Source organism: Haemophilus sp. SZY H53 (assembly GCF_054332375.1).
Genome location: NZ_JBTGNV010000005.1, coordinates 17014 through 33372, shown reverse-complemented (window position 1 = coordinate 33372; position 16359 = coordinate 17014). Strand labels below are relative to the sequence as shown.

The window sequence follows — 16359 nt, the reverse complement described above, 5'->3', positions numbered from 1 at the left end:
GGAGCAAAGTGATGTCATTTTTTATTAGAAACTATAACCCACATTAAAGCCTGCTACGGCGTTAGAGGTTTTAAAACCTTGTGGTTTGCTGATTGGCTTACCGACAAAAACATCGTAATAAAAGCCTTGCCAGCCACCTTTAATGCCCATCGCCATTCCCATTAAATGATGACCTAATTGCGATTCGGTTGCCCAGCCCATCACTCGTCCACCATCTAAAGCAAAATAAAGCTGTTGCCCTTTGCCATTCACATTCCAAGCCAATTCATTCCGCCATAACCAGCCCCGCTCACCAGAAAGCGTTAATTCGCCATCAAATCCTCGCACCGTATAACGCCCACCAATGCTAAAACGGTCTTGGGCAATCAATGGTGTTTTGTTCCATTGTGCATTCCAACCGGTTTGATATTGCCAAGGTTGTTCGCCTAACATAAATGGTTGGGTAAAATCGATTGAAGCCGAGATGATTTGTGGACGAGATGTCCCTTCGCCCCAAAGCTCTTCCGGTGCAGATAAAGCACCTCTTGCGCCTGTTCCTCGTTTATAATTCGCTGATAATTCAAGTGTGGCACTGCCCAAATATTCTTTATGTGAAAGCCCGGCTTCCCAACCTGCCATTCTGCGTTGTTGAACTTCAACTTCCGCCCCATCAACATAGTTATGTGATTGACGAGACCAAAAACTTCCCGAAATGGACGTTTTGCGTTTGCTATCTCGATAGAGTAGATAAGAAAGTGTTGCTTTGGTGGTATTGCTCTCACCGGCATACAGGTAGTTATTGTCAAAGGCTCCGAAGACTTCTTGATGATAACGGCTATAAGTTTGTGAAGCAGAAAGTGTCCAATAACCAAAAGGAATTGAATAATAGAAGGTTAGATTTTTGCTGGCACGGTTGCCTTTATCATCATTATGCGTTTTTAAACTATGCGTGAAAGCCGTATAAAATAGGTCATTTGCCGAGAACATATTATCAAACGACAACGTTCCGCTGGCTTGAAATTTCCCCGTAGAGGTTGAACCGGCATCATCTAAACCAATATTCAGCCGAAAAGGAAAAGCTTGTGCATAACTGATTTTTAAATCGCTCTCGCCAAGCTGTGCTTGTTCGCTTTCACTCGGTAAGATCTCAATGTTCGCCTCTGCGCTCGGAATGCGTTTCAAGTTTTCCAAAGACTGCTCAATATCACGCACATTTAACAAGTCGCCTTTAGAAAAAGTAAACCCCGTTAACGCATGTAAACGCGTAAAACGAGGTACTACACCGCTATCAGCTACAATGGTATTGCCAATCCGCCCAGGGATAACCGTTAAATGTAACTGCCCACCACGTAAATCCTGCTCAGGAGTTACCACACGGGTTGTCACATAACCTTTTTCAATAATTCGATTTTGAATTTGCTTCATTAAAATACCTAAACCTTCCCCACCAAAACAGTGCGGCAAGGTTAGTTTTAAATCTCGGGCGGCTTGTTCAAATGCCCATTGGAATTGGCTTTTAGAGGAAGTGGGCGTAGTGGAGTAATCGATGATACTAATACGATGGATGGGGTAACAAGGCATTTCGTGGTTTGATAATGTCAACCTTTCCTTATTGGTGGTATCTAAACGTACATCAGATTGAGGTTGCAATATTTTATCTTGTGCTTGTTGAATGTGTTGCTGTCGTTGTTGCTGCGTAGCATCAATTTGATTTAAGCGAGAGAAGTTTTCAGTTTGATTAGCAAAAAGAGAATTAGGAAGGCAGGCAAATATCATTACCGAATAAATATGCTGATAAACTACTTTCATATTTTTACTCAAGATGACGAAATTCATGTCGTTAATTTTATGCTATTTATAATTTATAATCAAATACTCATTGAATTTAAAATACTTCAATTAAACAACTTTATTTTAAATATTAAATTAAAAAATAAAGCAACCCATTGCTGAGTTGCTTATGAACTGTGATTCTAAAAAATGGATATATAACAAGTTAATCAACGCTAACCTGATTACCATTAATGCTCACAATATAGTTATGTGTAGTATAGTCTGCACTACCTGATAATCTGTTACCAATAGAATTAGCCATAATTCTACACTTCTTCACACCGTTGTTATCAGATATTTCTTTAGATTCAAAAGAAGAAAATGCAATATAATTCTGCATTCTTGTTGTACCTTCAGCAATACTTCCTGCACCTTCCATTGCTCGACCAAACATATCCCAGAGTGGATTAGAGCGGTCTAACCCTTGCGTAGCGTGCCCTACAAAAAATTGAGCGAGTTTATTTGCTTGAACATTTTGAGCTCGAATTCCTTCGTTAATGAATCTGCGGACTGTTTCTTCAACAACATAATCATCGCACTCAATTTCCTTTTGAAAGGTAGGTACTAGTTGTAAAGGCGATATACTAGGCACTAAAACATCTATACTAAATGCAGTAGCAATCACTGGAAAAATATATTTTCTAAACTTAGAAAAAGCCATTTTATTCTCCTTGTTGTTTTTCAGGATTTTCAGACTCTTTTTTCTTTAAACTAGGTATTTTGCTAAATAACTCTTTAGGATATGTACATACTATTTTCAGGTATGTTTTTAGAAATTCAGTTGAATTAGCATCAAGATGAGATGTTCTACGATGTGCAATGTAGCAACCGACAATAAGATAGAAATAGATCAACTCTTTCATAATGGTTTCCTTCTGTAATAAGATGATTGATTTTTGGGATTAAACTAAAATAGATAAACTCTATTGTTCAAAGTTTTCATTACCATATTCTTTGACTGTTTTATCAAAACCTAAACGCTTGCAAGCTGGCTTGCTGTTAAACATAATCAAATTTGTTGAAGAATTAGCAGAACCACTTCCCATATCTTCAGCTAAATAGAGTGATTTCCCATTCTTAATAGAAAGTTTGTAAAGTGGAACAATTCTTCGATAAGCAGAACAATGTTGTTTTAATTGACTTATCGAAACATCATTTGGATTAAGATTGAATATCTGATAAAAATTTGATTTAGATAAACTTAGAACGTGGCTGAATCCAAAGCTAATATATTCAATTTTATTGTTCTTCGTTTCTTGTAAATAGCTTACTCTATTATTGAAGGAATAATCATCATTTGGGGTAAACCAACCAAATGTAGATTGATTCACTAAACTAGGTGAAAATAAAAATACTTGTTCATTTTGCCCATCTATCGATATCGTTGTTAGGTGTTTCTCTAAAATCGTCAATACTACTTTAGCGTTATTCATTTCGCTAAATTTCTCATAAAACTCATAAGAAGGCATTGTATTGCTAGGTTGTAATGCATTTGCAAATGAAGCTAATTCCTCACAAGATGTCAGTGATAAAGCAAGTGTTGTTGCAATAAAGACTTTTTTCATATCTTAATTTCCCTATCTGATATATTTCATTATTGATTTCTTATAACTATCGCCTTCTGCTGTAATAAAGTCAGAAACCAAACATTGATTATTCTTATTACAATCTAGGCTAAATTTAATGGTCACTTTCTCATCAAAAAATAAGAACGTGGCATATACCTTATCTTTAACTAATTTGAATTTAGGGTTAATTGAATCAGGAACATCTTGTGCAGATGGACCATCAATCCAAGATTCGTGTCCTACACAATCATCACAAGGCGTGGATTTATCGTATTTTGCCTTTTTAGCTAACAATTTCTGAAAATCAGGAGTGGCGTATTTATACAAATTTCCTGTTTGATAAACCTTTGCAACCGTATTTAATTTGGCTTGATCAAGTGTGGATGTGGCTGTGGCGTTAGCTGAAAATACAACTATTCCGAGTAAGAGAAGTAGCTTCTTCATTGTGATAACCCTTTGTGATGTTTTAATTTATGTTTACATTCTAAATACACCGTTATTAGGTAATTTAGGTTATATGTACTATATCAGATGTTCTTTTACTAGTAAATAATCCCGAAAATATCAATAAAAGATAAGTAAGGAATTTAGATCGATGTCAAAGTTATCCGTTACAGATGTAGATAGATTTATTGGTAAACGTATTCAGCAACGTAGAAAAGAATTGGGGCTTACTGCATCAGCACTTTCGGAACAAATTGGTATTGCTCAACAACAACTTTCTCGCTATGAGCGTGGGGATAACAAAATTAATGTTTCCCATTTAGTTGAAATTGCAACTGCACTTGATACATCTATTGGTTGGTTCTTTATTGATTGTTTAGCGGAAGATGGTAAGACAACGCATACAAGAAAATTTATACCTGTTGGCGAAGATGAAGTGAGAGAACGTTTAACTTATCACATGGATCAACTAAGTGCGGATGAAAGACGTGGGCTATTAGTCTTTTTAGATAGCTTATCAAATTTCAGAAAATAACTATAAACTATAAGAGCTTCTGATTTTTCATACCTGTATTTTAAATCAGAAGCTCTTATTTTATCTATAATCTTTCTATAACATCTTCAAGAAAATCTCGGAATACTGCTTTTATTATCTGTTTATCTATATGGTCATTCTCTGACTTGGTTGAATCCCAAATAAACTCTCTTACTTGCGGAAATAATATCATTAAATTTATTTCATCAATTTTTACTATCCCTTTAATTACTCCTAGTTTATTAGTAAACTTAGAGCCATAAAAAATCCCCGCAATCAGAAAATGCATTACGAGGATTTTAGTAATTTTAAGTGGTTAGTACTTGTTCATTTGCGACATAATGGCGAAGAATTTAATCTTGTTCATAAGAGTACCCTAAATCAGTATAAATTTTATCCATTATATTACCCGAGAATGGATGCCAATCTTTTCTTCTTCGATTTTTATAAACAAGGAAATAAATTAATAGGATGATAGGTTGAGAAAATTCAATAAAATGCGATTGTTTATCCTTGATTTGTTCAAGAATAAATTTTTTTGATTCAAGAAAAATATTAAAATCTTCTTCTGATAAGTTTTTATTGTCATCAATGATACTTCGAATTTTATTTAAAATAAAGTATGCCGTTTTTTCACTATCTAATATTTGCTTCTCTGTAAAGTTTAAATGCGATTTAAATATTTCATTAGATTTCTTTATAAGAGGATAACTAGGATCTTTATAATTAATTTTCTCAATTTTTTCCTTAGCATTACATAGAAGTTCATCTGTTGTTTCAAGTAGTGCCATGCTTTTAGCTAGGTATCTTAAAACTTCAGGTGGTTTATTTAAATTTCCTTTATAAATTGTATCATGCCCAAATTCAGAATAAGTATGTTGCAATAGCGTTCTTAGTTGAACTTCACAAGGTGTACCAATTTGAATCTCTGTACTTTTATATACTAATTTTTGTTTAGCTATGAGAACATAATGAATAGATTGATAGCTAAAAACCTCAGGTTTTTCTTCCCAATCATTTAATGTTCGATCTTTAGAAAAAGACCAATATTCACTATTTTCAATAATTTTGCAAAAAGTTTCTAATTGTTCTGTAAGCAAAACTACCCATCTTAATCCAACTTTATCTTGAACGTCTTCGTATGGATTTTTATATTTATCCCTTTTTCTAATAAAAACTTTTTCAAGAATAGATTGGTTGTCTTTAAGACGATATGATACGGGGATTTTTACAGAATGTTGCTCAAATCCCTCTGGTAAGTGTTTACGAATTTCAGCAATAATAAACTGCGCCCATGCTTCTAACATGGGTTTGTCTTGTTCATATTTAGCTATAAATTCTTCTCTTATCATTGCTCAGATAAAGTGCCTTTAATACGAATAATCGTTGATTGTGTTCTGTCAATTAGCGAGATTTCTTCATCAGTAGAAATTATTTTCACTAGATCGCTTTCACTTGGTGAGATTATTTTTACCCCACTAGAAAAATGATAATGTCTTAATTTTAGCACATTTTCAATTAATGATATATCTTTTGTGAACGATCTATCTGGAATATTTGCATCAGACATAACTGATAAATAATTATCTTGCTCATTTCCATCTAGATAATTTTCTGCAAAGGTTGCCGTTGAAATAATTGAAGATTTATTGGTTTTTAATTCTGTATAGAGTGCATTCTGTAACTCGATCTTTTTTTCTGAAGGAATTTGCATATTATTAATAAATTTCCGAGTTTCTTCATAAAACTTTTGAGTTATAATTTTATCATTTTCAGGGATTGATAATCCTAAAAATAGTGAGTAGAAATACTTTGCTGCATTTTTTAAATCTCTAGTGAAATTTGAATCATATAAAAAGGCATTGTAATATTTTACTCTTTCCGATAAACTAATATCTTTATTTTCTATATTATTCCCAATAAAAACACCAACTTTATAGAGCTTACTTTGAGGAGTTAAGAATAAATCATTAAGTAAGTTTAAAGAAATAGACTGCGTGTTTTCATCTATTATTTTTTGAAATGCACTTTGCTCTTCTGCCTTTATCACAATTATACAATCTAAATTATCAGCGGTTACAGTAGCATAAATTAAAATAAGTAATCCACTTGGATATTTTCTATCAGAATTTTGTATGGCTGCAAGCTTATTAGCGATGTTTTGAGATTGCTCTATAAAATTACTTCTATTATTTATTAAAGCCCTGTTTATATAATCAAAGCAACTACCTGCTTGAGTATCAGATATTTGCATTTCAACAGATTTAGAATCACTTCCTAAGACTTTTACCAGTCGCTCAGTTAAAAGGCTTTTTGCAAGTGTATCTAAACTAATTAGCTCTTGACTAATGATAGGTGGGATGGAATTTCCTGCATAATCAGGTTGATGAATAAAGTGTGAAATAACTTTTTTACTTGTAAATTTTCAAAATTCATATTATCGCTCATTTATTAGGGTTAATATTTGCTAGATTCACTATTAATTGGGTTATGATCTGCTCTACTGTAAAATGGTCCTTTATTATTTATTTAAATTTTGGAGTGTTAATTTACTTATAGCGTTATATACCCAATTACTACTTTCTGCTGTTGGATGTTTGAATGTTGAAATCTTCATTTCTTTCTCGTTCTGTTGTGAAATATACTCAGTAGGTAGTTGCTCTGAAAGTATCACTTCACAAATTATTTCCATTAATTTACTGCTTTGAGTGTTATCTAATGAAATGAAGTCTTCATCGTCGCTTTCTTTATAAGCAATACCGCTCATTGAAATGTCATGTGATTTTTGAGAAAAATCTATAATGTAGAATTTTTCATCGTCTAGGATGATACGAATTACCAATGCGATTTCAGGGTAGGCAATAGAATTATCTTGATCTAATGATATGAACACCAAATCATTGTCATCTCTGAATCCTAATTTGGGAGTGAACCAGTGGACCTGTCCGCCATTCTTTAAAACAAAGTCTTTTGCCATATCCCAAAGTCGAAATAGCTTTATATCTTTATTTTCACTTGTATCATCTAGGAAACAAGCCGCTAAGCCTATATTACCTTCTGCACCATAATGGTCTCCGAATCCAAGCTCATCAGCCTCTTTGGGTTGTATTCCTTTAGTTTGATGTAAATTGTTATTTTGGTGTTGAACATGAACCGTATTCATGATTCTTTTTTGCCCTAGTTCTTCAAATTTTTTTCTGATACTTTGAGATGTTCTATTATTAGGCTCGCTATCTGTAATTTTTGTGCTGAGATATTCTGTATTTACTTCTCGTTTATACTTTTTGATGGCAGGTTTTTCATTTCCGTTTGATTGGATATTTTTTTCTTCTTCCTTTTTATTGCGATGTAATACAAGAGTAATATCATCGCCGATAGGTTGATTTATACCTACAATTTCTGCACATAAAATAACTCCATTTAACTCAATACCACGAATTTTTAGTTGCACTTTTTGGTCGTGCCAAAATTGAACTTTTATCGGCTTTGGATTCTCATCTGAAATCTTAATTTCATTATTAAGCGTTTTTGTTCGTTCTAGTGTTACTGCTTTATCATATTTGAGATGGTAAAGGAAAATTGCATCTTTCTTCACAAAATACTTTGATACAACAACGTGTTTTTCATGATATAAAGATGGCTCATTTATATCTAAATAAAACCGTTTTTTGACTTCATTCCAATCGTAGGTTGTTAAAATTCTCTTAATATCTGCTGACATTCCATAATGAGCACAGAAAAGATGTAATGGATGAATAATGAAATCTATACCATCTTGCTGAATTTTGATTAGTTGATTTTTATCATACTTATAGTTGTTACAGTCTGATTCAATAGTGTATAAATTTGGTGAGAATGGCTCGTTGTATTTATGGTTTTCTTTATCATAGAAAGGTTGATAATTTACGTTATCTCTGTTTCCTTCAAATGCTTGATTAGCTGTAACAAGATATTCTTTGAGTTTTATCTGTTTTATTGCCTTACCATCTTTCCAAACACTACCAATAAAGAAGTAATGAAGAATATTAATAGGTACAGAAATATACAGAATGCTTAAATAAGTGACACCTTCCTTTTTATAGGTAGGATTCTTTAGGTTTACCAACTTAACTTTAATGTGTGATTGAGTGTTTTTTCTTTGAAAAATCAAGCTACTATCGTACCAAACAACGATATATTCATAAGAAGGAAAATACCAACTACTACCTTTAATTGGTGGGCGTGGGTTTAATTCAGCATGGTTTTCTAGATATTTCATTTTATTAAAGAATACTGAAAAATCAGGACAGAAACCATCATAGGATTCATAAGTGAATTCTTTTCCAATAAGTTCATCTACGAAAGACATAATCCACATCCTTTCTATTATTTCAAGAGATATGTAGATTATAAATGATGTGGTAGCTATGTGACAATTATTTGTATCGTTTGCCAATTATTTGTAACTTTAACATCCCCCACCTACTAAGGCCGGTAATGAGGCACTATGATGTGGCGCTCGAAACGGACGTTGTTTCCAGTTATGAAAATTTAATTCATTTTGTACTAAGCTCGTAACCGAAGCGGTTTCAATGGCTTCTAAATCGGTCATTTCAGGTAGCAATGCAGTAAGACGGCTTGCCAACATGGTTTTACCCGTCCCTGGTGGCCCTAAAAAGAGTAGGTTGTGCTGACCTGCTGCCGCTATCGTTAGTGCTCGTTTAGCATGTTGTTGACCAATAATATCGGTCAAATCTAAGTGATTTTTAGCTGAAAATCCGACCGCACTTTCTTGTGCGAGTAATGAGGCTAAAGGTAATTTTTCTTGATTATTTAAGAATTGTACGACGTCTAACAGGTTTTTAGCAAAATAAGTCTCTTGTTCTGAAACAAGCGAAGCTTCATTAGCATTTTGATAAGCGATAATGGGGGCGCGTTTCGCTTTTTGTGCCGCTAAAATGGCAGGAATGACACCGTGTACACCACGTAATTCACCTGTTAATGCGAGCTCACCTACGAATTCAAACTGTTTTAAACGGCTGCCATCAAGTTGATCTGATGCGGCTAAAATACCGATTGCAATAGGTAAATCAAATCGTCCCCCTTCTTTGGGTAAATCGGCTGGTGCAAGGTTAACGGTGATGCGTTTGGCCGGATATTTGAACTGGGCATTTATTAATGCACTTCTGACACGATCTTGCGCTTCTTTTACTGTTTTTTCAGGTAGGCCAACTAAGGTAAATCCAGGCTTTCCGTTACTTAAGTGCACCTCAATGGTGACAAGGGGGGCTTGTACCCCCATTGAGGCACGGCTATAAACAATGGCAAGAGACATTCAGATTCCTTAAAGTGCAGTCAAAAATAATTAGATTTTCGCACTATAAAAAAAGCACAGAATGAAATCATGCATTCTGTGCTTTTTTTGCGATCTTGATCGCAGAAATGACTTTTTCTTGATAAAAAACTACACGAAAAGTGGCGCAAACCAACTATCTAACTTAGTTGCTAATTTATCAATACCAATTTTGTTTTGTGCAGAAAAAGCCTCAACTTGAATATCACCTTGGAAGGGTAAAATAGCTTCACGTACCATTTTGACCTGTTTGCTACGCGCACTTTGACTGAGCTTATCTGCTTTAGTTAAAAGTAACATAACCGGTAAATCAGCAGAAACAGCCCATTCGATCATTTGTTGGTCGAGATCTTTTAAAGGATGGCGAATATCCATTAAAACAACAAGCCCGCCTAAACATTCGCGTTTTTGCAAATATTCCCCGAGGGATTTTTGCCATTCGATTTTCATTTTTTCAGGAACAGCAGCATAACCATAGCCGGGTAAATCCACTAGTTTACAATTCGGCTCCACCTCAAAAAGGTTGATGAGCTGTGTACGACCAGGTGTTTTAGAAGTTCGAGCTAAGCTTTTTTGATTGGTTAATGCATTAAGTGCGGTTGATTTTCCAGCATTTGAGCGTCCCGCAAAAGCAATTTCAATTCCTGTATCTTCTGGGATAGAACGAATATTGGGGGCGCTCGTAAGAAAATGCGTTTTATGATAATTCAGTTTAATTTCAGACATAATAGTTCCTTTCATCAATTGATCCTAGCATATCACAAATAGAAAAATTGCTGAAATGATGAGAGAATGCGGACTTTGTATGATTTAAACATTTTTAATTAGGTATTCCACAAGAATATCAAAATAAATCTCGTTTTATCCAAAATTCTCATATGTTGTAGAATTTGTAATTTAAATTCGATTGTGTAGTGTTTACCCATAAAAAATCTGCACCTCAATTGTTGGTTTGTTGAGTCCAACTTTTGGGGTGCAGATCAATTTTAACCGCACTTTTTGTTTTATAAGACTTTTAAACAAGCCACAAAATGGCTGTTGTTTTGGCTGGTGAAAGGTGGTTTTTGTTTCGCACAATTTTCATCAGCTTTCAGGCAGCGGGTACGGAACACGCAACCAGACGGCGGATTAATTGGCGAAGGCAAATCACCTTCAAGCAATTCGATGGATTTATTGCGTTCCAATTTTGGATCGGGAATCGGAACTGCAGACATTAAGGCTTTGGTATAAGGATGTTTGGTATTGTTATATACCTCCTCATCACTGCCTAATTCCATGGCATTGCCTAAATACATGACTAATACGCGGTCAGAAATGTGTTTTACCACCGCTAAGTCATGGGCGATAAAAATTAAGGAAAGCCCCATTTCTTTTTGTAGGGATTTTAATAAATTTACCACTTGAGCTTGAATCGATACATCCAATGCAGAAACCGGCTCATCACAAATGATCATTTTCGGCTCAATGATTAACGCACGAGCAATACCGATACGCTGACATTGGCCACCAGAAAACTCATGCGGATAGCGGTTAATCAAGTTTGGTAAAAGCCCAACTTTCAACATCATTGCTTGTACTTTTTCTTTCACTTCAGCGGCACTTAAGTGCGGTTGGTAGATTTTTAATGGCTCAGCAATGATTTCACCAATATTCATTCGCGGATTGAGAGAGGCCAGCGGATCTTGGAAAATCATTTGGATATCTTTACGCGTTTCTTTCCATTGTTTGGCTGATTGTTTTCGTAAATTTTTACCAAGCCACAAGATTTCCCCTTCGCTCGCTTCGACTAAACCGATAATAGCGCGTGCAAGTGTGGATTTACCGCAACCGGACTCACCCACCACACCGAGAGTTTCACCTGCGTAAAGTTTAAAAGAGACATCCTTCACCGCTTTTAAGGTTTGCGGTTTGGCGAAGAAAAGGGATTTCTCATTTTTAATTTTAAAACTGACGCCTAAGTGATTGACTTCAAGGAGTAATTCTTTGTTATTTGAGACTGTCATAGGTTAAATTTCTCCGCGGGTAACCAACAATTGCGTAATTGACCGTGATTAAATGTAGTCAGTTTGGGCGCAGTTTGGCATTGTTCGGTTGCAAATTGGCAACGTGGTGAGAATGGGCAACCTTTTGGCAAATGCAACAGATTCGGTGGATTGCCTGGAATGGTTACCAAGTGTTCTTCATTGCCGTCTAAGCGAGGAATTGCATCCATTAAGCCAATGGAATAAGGATGGGTTGGATGATAGAAAATTTGTTCCGCTGTGCCGTATTCCATGGTTCGTCCAGCATACATCACCATAACTTGATCGCAGATACCTGCCACTACACCAAGATCATGGGTAATCATAATAATCGCAGTATTAAATTCACGTTTTAGCTCATTTAATAAAGTCATGATTTGCGCTTGAACCGTTACATCCAAAGCAGTGGTTGGTTCATCAGCAATGAGTAGTTTGGGACGGCATAATAAGGCCATCGCAATCATCACCCGTTGACGCATACCACCCGAAAATTCATGCGGATACATGCCCATACGTTTTTTAGCTTCTGGCATTTTAACTGCATCTAACATTTTCACGGATTCAGCAAAGGCAGTTTGTTTATCATAACCTTTGTGCAATTGCAGCACTTCCATGAGTTGTTCACCGATTTTCATGTATGGGTTGAGTGACGTCATGGGATCTTGGAAAATCATGGAAATTTGCTCGGCGCGGATTTTATTCAATTCAGCATTCGGTAAATTAACTAATTCTTTCCCTTCAAAAATGGCTGAACCTTCCACTTCTCCGTTGGCTGCCAATAAACCCATTAAAGCAAAGGCCGTTTGTGACTTGCCTGAGCCACTTTCGCCTACAATACCCAGCGTGCTTCCTGCATTCAGCGTGAAGTTTAAGTCATTCACTGCTGTGACGACGCCATCTGGTGTTTTGAAGCGAACGTAGAGATTTTTTACATCTAATAAAGGATTCATTATTCGCTCCTATCTATCTTTCGGATCGAGTGCATCACGCAACCCGTCACCGATAAAGTTAAAACAAAATAGGGTAAGGCAAAGGAAAAATGCCGGGAAAATTAATAACCAAGGCGAGACTTCCATTTGCGCAGCACCATCACTTAAGAGTGCGCCCCAACTACTCATCGGCTCTTGTGTACCTAATCCTAAGAAGCTTAAGAATGATTCAAATAGAATGAGCCCCGGTACTTCAAGCGAGGCGTAAACTGCCACTAAGCCCAATACATTCGGAATAATGTGTTTCAAAATGATTTGGCGACGAGGTACGCCACAAACGATGGCGGCTTCGACGAATTCTTTATTTTTTAGGCTGAGGGTTTGTCCGCGTACAATACGTGCAAGACCAAGCCAAGCAATGGCCCCGATTGCGATAAAAATTAAGAAAATGTTTTGGCCAAAAAGCGTCACCAACAAAATCACGAAAAACATAAATGGAAATGAGCTGAGAATCTCTAAAAAGCGCATCATCAACATATCTGTTTTACCACCTATATAGCCGGAAATCGCCCCATAAATTGTGCCGATAGTGACGGAAATGAAAGCACCCGCAATACCGACCAATAAGGAAATACGTCCACCAATAGCAGTACGTACCAACAAGTCTCGACCTGAAGCATCGGTACCGAGGAAGTGATAGCCTTCCATTGTTGGTGCGGCGCTCATCATATTCCAATCGGTATCTTCGTAGGTAAATGGGAAGAACCAAGGCGCTACGGTAATAAATATAATAATAAACGCTAAAATAATCAGACTGGCAACGGCCGCTTTATTGCGGAAAAAACGGCGTTTGGCATCTTGCCATAGGCTGCGGCCTTCCAGTTGCATTTCTTCAATACGGTCAGCCACTTGCTCCACAAAATCCGCATTTTTCTGATTAATCGGCTGAGTACGATAATCTGTCATAACTTATCCTTAATAACGAATTTTTGGATCGATGATGGCGTATAAAATATCCACAATCGCATTAAATAAAATGGTTAATGTCCCCACTAAAATAGTAAGGCTCAAAACTAAAGAATAATCGCGGTTTAATGCGCCGTTTACAAATAATAATCCCATGCCAGGTAAACCAAATACGCTTTCGATCACCATTGAGCCGGTAATAATCCCTACGAAAGCCGGGCCTAAATAGGTAATCACGGGTAAAAGAGCAGGGCGTAAAGCATGTTTTAAAATGATTCTCGACGTAGAAAGTCCTTTAGCTTTAGCGGTACGAATAAAGTTGGAATGTAACACTTCAATCATCGAGCCACGCATGATACGCGCAATCCCTGCCACATAAGCGATAGTTAAGGAGGCTACAGGTAAGATCATGTACATGGCGGTACCGCCGTTCCAACCACCAGCTGGCAGCCATCCTAAATAAATGGCGAAAATCAGCACCAAGACTGGAGCGAAGACAAAGCTTGGCATTATGACGCCAAGCATCGAGAAACTCATCAATATATAATCCCAGCGGCTATTTTGATTTAGAGCGGCGAGCGTACCTGCTGTCACCCCTAACACGACTGCAAAGGCGAAAGCCACCATTCCCAATTTTATGGAAACAGGGAAAGCTGACGCGATTAAATCATTGACTGATTGGTCTTTATATTTAAAAGAGGGTCCAAAATCGCCTTTGGAAAGATTTTCTAAATAAAGGAAATATTGTTTATATAATGGTTCATTTAAATGATACTTCGCTTCGATATTAGCCATGACTTCTGGCGGATAAGCGCGTTCAGAAGTGAACGGGCTGCCAGGGGCGAGACGCATCAAAAAGAAAGAAAAAGTAATCAAAATAAACAGCGTCGGCAAGGCTTCCAACAGCCGTTTAAAAATAAACTTGAGCATAACAACTCCAACCAAAATGGGCGAAAAGTGCGGTCAAAAAATACGACGATTTTTAACCGCACTTAAATACGAGCAACGAATTAATGTTTAATAATATAAAGGTTGCGTAAGTAGATGTGATCTTGCGGATCTTTGCCTGAATAACCTTTTACATAAGGTTTCACTAAGCGTGGATTCACATAGTTAAAGATTGGTACGATACCGTAATCTTTTGCAAGAATTTCTTCGGCTTTCGCATAAGCTTTTGCACGACCTTCTGCATCCGTTGCGACATAAGATTCAGCAATCGCTTTATCATATTCTGGATTCGTGTATTTTGCGGTATTGTTACTCGAATTAGATAAGAAATAGTTGCCGAATGTTGTGGCTTGGTTGTAATCCGCATTCCATCCTGCACGTGCCGCGTCGTAACGACCGGCACGACGGCTATCAATGTAAGTTTTCCACTCTTGGTTTTCTAATTTCACATCAATCAAACCTTTGGTGTTCGCTTTCCACATAGATGCTGCAGCAATGGCCACTTTTTTGTGGTTTTCATTGGTATTGTAAAGAATGCTGAATTTCAATGGATTTGCTTTGCTGTAACCCGCTTCTTCTAAGAGTTTGATGGCTTCTTCATTACGTTGTGCCATTGGTTCTTTTGAATAAGCAGGTTGTTGAATAAGATGACCTTCTTCGATGTAAGTTGGGGTAAACACATAGGTTGGTGTTTGACCTTGACCCAATACTTTATCGGTGATCACATGACGATCAAGGGATAAGTTTAAGGCTTTACGAATATTCACGTTATCAAAAGGCGCTTTCTTATTGTTTAGCTCGTAAGAATAGGTTGCGAGAGTACGTGTCGTGAATACTTCGCCGGGCAACTCTTTTTGTAATTTAGCAAATTGTTCTGGTGGTAAGGCGTAGCTCGTCATATCTAAATCGCCGGCACGATAACGCGCTACATCGGTACTTGGATTCTCAATAGCGAGGAATGTCGCGCTATTGATTACGGTTTCTTTATCGTTCCAATAAAGTGGGTTACGTTCAAATTCGATTTTTTCGTTAATGATGTGGTTAGCGAGCTTATACGCACCGTTACCCACGTAGTTTTCTTTTTTCACCCATGCATCACCCAATTTTTCGACTACTTTTTGTGGTAATGGCAATAAGGATTGGTGAGTCGTTAAACTGACCGCATAAGGCACAGGATTGGTTGCATGAACAATAAAGGTGTAATCATCTTTTGCTTCCACGCCTAATTCAGCCGGTTTTTTCTTACCGTCAATGATGTCTTGCGCATTTTCAACTTGTAAATAACTTAAGTAACTTGCGTAAGGTGCAGCAGTTGCAGGATCCACTAAACGGCGCCACGCAAATACGAAGTCGTGTGCTGTAACAGGATCACCGTTTGACCATTTAGCATCTTTACGTAAATGGAATGTCCAGGTTTTGAAGTCAGGTGTATTTTCCCAGCTTTCCGCCACACCCGGTTGAAGTTTACCCTCAGAGTCTGAGGTGACTAAGCCTTCAAGTAATTGATAAGCAACGTTAGATTCTGGTACACCTTCGGTTTTTTGTGGATCAAAACTTTGCGGTTCAGCCCCATTATTGAACACGATATGCTGTTTTTCATCTAATTGCGTTCCCTCAGGTAGTATAACTGCTTGCGCAGAATAGGAAAGAGCAAGAGCGATTGCTGAGAAGAGTAGTTTGTGTTGCATTTGAGCCTCCTTGTTATTAGGTGATATTTTTATAAGAGTCTTCCACTTATTAGCTCAAAAAATTATTTTTGTAAAGATTTGTAAGGGGATTATTTGAAGAAAAATTGAGTTTTGTG

Annotated in this window: 15 protein-coding genes and 1 pseudogene; 1 reads left to right on the top strand and 15 read right to left on the bottom strand. The window is 36.7% G+C overall.

The annotated features are described in order from the left end of the window. Positions 1 to 24 precede the first annotated feature (24 nt). The 5 genes from ACXVWB_RS05950 to ACXVWB_RS05930 all read right to left on the bottom strand — a co-directional run bounded on the left by ACXVWB_RS05950 (position 25) and on the right by ACXVWB_RS05930 (position 3824). Positions 25 to 1788 carry a ShlB/FhaC/HecB family hemolysin secretion/activation protein gene (locus tag ACXVWB_RS05950; protein WP_297568343.1) on the bottom strand — a complete coding sequence of 588 codons (1764 nt, stop codon included), beginning with the start codon at positions 1786 to 1788 and terminating at the stop codon, positions 25 to 27. Between the two features lie 187 nt (positions 1789 to 1975). Further along, the gene (locus ACXVWB_RS05945) at positions 1976 to 2473 is read right to left on the bottom strand and encodes a hypothetical protein (RefSeq protein ID WP_297568340.1); all 498 of its coding nucleotides are present in this window, start codon (positions 2471 to 2473) and stop codon (positions 1976 to 1978) included. Position 2474: 1 nt separating this feature from the next. After that, on the bottom strand, positions 2475 to 2675 hold the full coding sequence (locus tag ACXVWB_RS05940) for a hypothetical protein (RefSeq protein ID WP_297568334.1): 201 nt from the start codon (positions 2673 to 2675) through the stop codon (positions 2475 to 2477). 60 nt (positions 2676 to 2735) lie between these two features. Next, entirely contained in the window at positions 2736 to 3377 is a 642-nt protein-coding gene (locus ACXVWB_RS05935; protein ID WP_297568332.1) for a hypothetical protein, read from the bottom strand. A 12-nt stretch (positions 3378 to 3389) separates the two neighbouring features. After that, on the bottom strand, positions 3390 to 3824 hold the full coding sequence (locus ACXVWB_RS05930; protein ID WP_297568330.1) for a hypothetical protein: 435 nt from the start codon (positions 3822 to 3824) through the stop codon (positions 3390 to 3392). A 151-nt stretch (positions 3825 to 3975) separates the two neighbouring features. On the opposite strand from ACXVWB_RS05930, the gene ACXVWB_RS05925 reads away from it, so the two are divergent. Continuing rightward, the gene (locus tag ACXVWB_RS05925; RefSeq protein WP_297568328.1) at positions 3976 to 4359 is read left to right on the top strand and encodes a helix-turn-helix domain-containing protein; all 384 of its coding nucleotides are present in this window, start codon (positions 3976 to 3978) and stop codon (positions 4357 to 4359) included. 353 nt (positions 4360 to 4712) lie between these two features. On the opposite strand, the gene ACXVWB_RS05920 is transcribed toward ACXVWB_RS05925, so the two are convergent. From ACXVWB_RS05920 to ACXVWB_RS05875, 10 genes and pseudogenes are all read right to left on the bottom strand, one after another. Beyond that, the gene (locus tag ACXVWB_RS05920) at positions 4713 to 5711 is read right to left on the bottom strand and encodes a GTP pyrophosphokinase (protein WP_297568325.1); all 999 of its coding nucleotides are present in this window, start codon (positions 5709 to 5711) and stop codon (positions 4713 to 4715) included. Next, positions 5708 to 6652: a nucleoid-associated protein gene (locus ACXVWB_RS05915; protein WP_297568475.1), complete on the bottom strand. Its 945-nt coding sequence runs from the start codon at positions 6650 to 6652 to the stop codon at positions 5708 to 5710. Before ACXVWB_RS05915 ends, ACXVWB_RS05920 begins: the two co-directional genes overlap by 4 nt. A gap of 228 nt (positions 6653 to 6880) precedes the next feature. Then, positions 6881 to 8707, bottom strand: coding sequence for a hypothetical protein (locus tag ACXVWB_RS05910; protein WP_297568323.1), 1827 nt, complete (start codon positions 8705 to 8707; stop codon positions 6881 to 6883). Between the two features lie 105 nt (positions 8708 to 8812). After that, positions 8813 to 9673, bottom strand: a pseudogene (locus ACXVWB_RS05905) (YifB family Mg chelatase-like AAA ATPase); the annotation flags it as partial. Positions 9674 to 9802: 129 nt separating this feature from the next. Next, a complete protein-coding gene (gene yihA, locus ACXVWB_RS05900) occupies positions 9803 to 10417 on the bottom strand; it encodes a ribosome biogenesis GTP-binding protein YihA/YsxC (protein ID WP_049357183.1) in 615 nt (204 codons plus the stop codon). Between the two features lie 278 nt (positions 10418 to 10695). Further along, complete coding sequence (oppF, locus tag ACXVWB_RS05895) at positions 10696 to 11694, bottom strand: murein tripeptide/oligopeptide ABC transporter ATP binding protein OppF (protein WP_014064663.1); 999 nt, start codon at positions 11692 to 11694, stop codon at positions 10696 to 10698. Continuing rightward, the gene (gene oppD / locus ACXVWB_RS05890; protein WP_128786786.1) at positions 11691 to 12662 is read right to left on the bottom strand and encodes an ABC transporter ATP-binding protein; all 972 of its coding nucleotides are present in this window, start codon (positions 12660 to 12662) and stop codon (positions 11691 to 11693) included. Before oppD ends, oppF begins: the two co-directional genes overlap by 4 nt. 9 nt (positions 12663 to 12671) lie before the next feature. After that, on the bottom strand, positions 12672 to 13607 hold the full coding sequence (oppC, locus tag ACXVWB_RS05885; RefSeq protein ID WP_289902105.1) for an oligopeptide ABC transporter permease OppC: 936 nt from the start codon (positions 13605 to 13607) through the stop codon (positions 12672 to 12674). 9 nt (positions 13608 to 13616) lie between these two features. Then, positions 13617 to 14537 (bottom strand): oligopeptide ABC transporter permease OppB, encoded by a 921-nt coding sequence (oppB, locus tag ACXVWB_RS05880; protein WP_049357190.1) that lies wholly within the window; start codon positions 14535 to 14537, stop codon positions 13617 to 13619. 80 nt (positions 14538 to 14617) lie between these two features. After that, complete coding sequence (locus ACXVWB_RS05875; RefSeq protein WP_128786789.1) at positions 14618 to 16243, bottom strand: ABC transporter substrate-binding protein; 1626 nt, start codon at positions 16241 to 16243, stop codon at positions 14618 to 14620. Positions 16244 to 16359 lie beyond the last annotated feature (116 nt).

Coding starts and splice junctions, on each gene's coding strand:
- ACXVWB_RS05950 (WP_297568343.1), bottom strand. CDS start 1,788: ATGAAAGTAGTTTATCAGCATATTTATTCGGTAATGATATTTGCCTGC.
- ACXVWB_RS05945 (WP_297568340.1), bottom strand. CDS start 2,473: ATGGCTTTTTCTAAGTTTAGAAAATATATTTTTCCAGTGATTGCTACT.
- ACXVWB_RS05940 (WP_297568334.1), bottom strand. CDS start 2,675: ATGAAAGAGTTGATCTATTTCTATCTTATTGTCGGTTGCTACATTGCA.
- ACXVWB_RS05935 (WP_297568332.1), bottom strand. CDS start 3,377: ATGAAAAAAGTCTTTATTGCAACAACACTTGCTTTATCACTGACATCT.
- ACXVWB_RS05930 (WP_297568330.1), bottom strand. CDS start 3,824: ATGAAGAAGCTACTTCTCTTACTCGGAATAGTTGTATTTTCAGCTAAC.
- ACXVWB_RS05925 (WP_297568328.1), top strand. CDS start 3,976: ATGTCAAAGTTATCCGTTACAGATGTAGATAGATTTATTGGTAAACGT.
- ACXVWB_RS05920 (WP_297568325.1), bottom strand. CDS start 5,711: ATGATAAGAGAAGAATTTATAGCTAAATATGAACAAGACAAACCCATG.
- ACXVWB_RS05910 (WP_297568323.1), bottom strand. CDS start 8,707: ATGTCTTTCGTAGATGAACTTATTGGAAAAGAATTCACTTATGAATCC.
- yihA (WP_049357183.1), bottom strand. CDS start 10,417: ATGTCTGAAATTAAACTGAATTATCATAAAACGCATTTTCTTACGAGC.
- oppF (WP_014064663.1), bottom strand. CDS start 11,694: ATGACAGTCTCAAATAACAAAGAATTACTCCTTGAAGTCAATCACTTA.
- oppD (WP_128786786.1), bottom strand. CDS start 12,662: ATGAATCCTTTATTAGATGTAAAAAATCTCTACGTTCGCTTCAAAACA.
- oppC (WP_289902105.1), bottom strand. CDS start 13,607: ATGACAGATTATCGTACTCAGCCGATTAATCAGAAAAATGCGGATTTT.
- oppB (WP_049357190.1), bottom strand. CDS start 14,537: ATGCTCAAGTTTATTTTTAAACGGCTGTTGGAAGCCTTGCCGACGCTG.
- ACXVWB_RS05875 (WP_128786789.1), bottom strand. CDS start 16,243: ATGCAACACAAACTACTCTTCTCAGCAATCGCTCTTGCTCTTTCCTAT.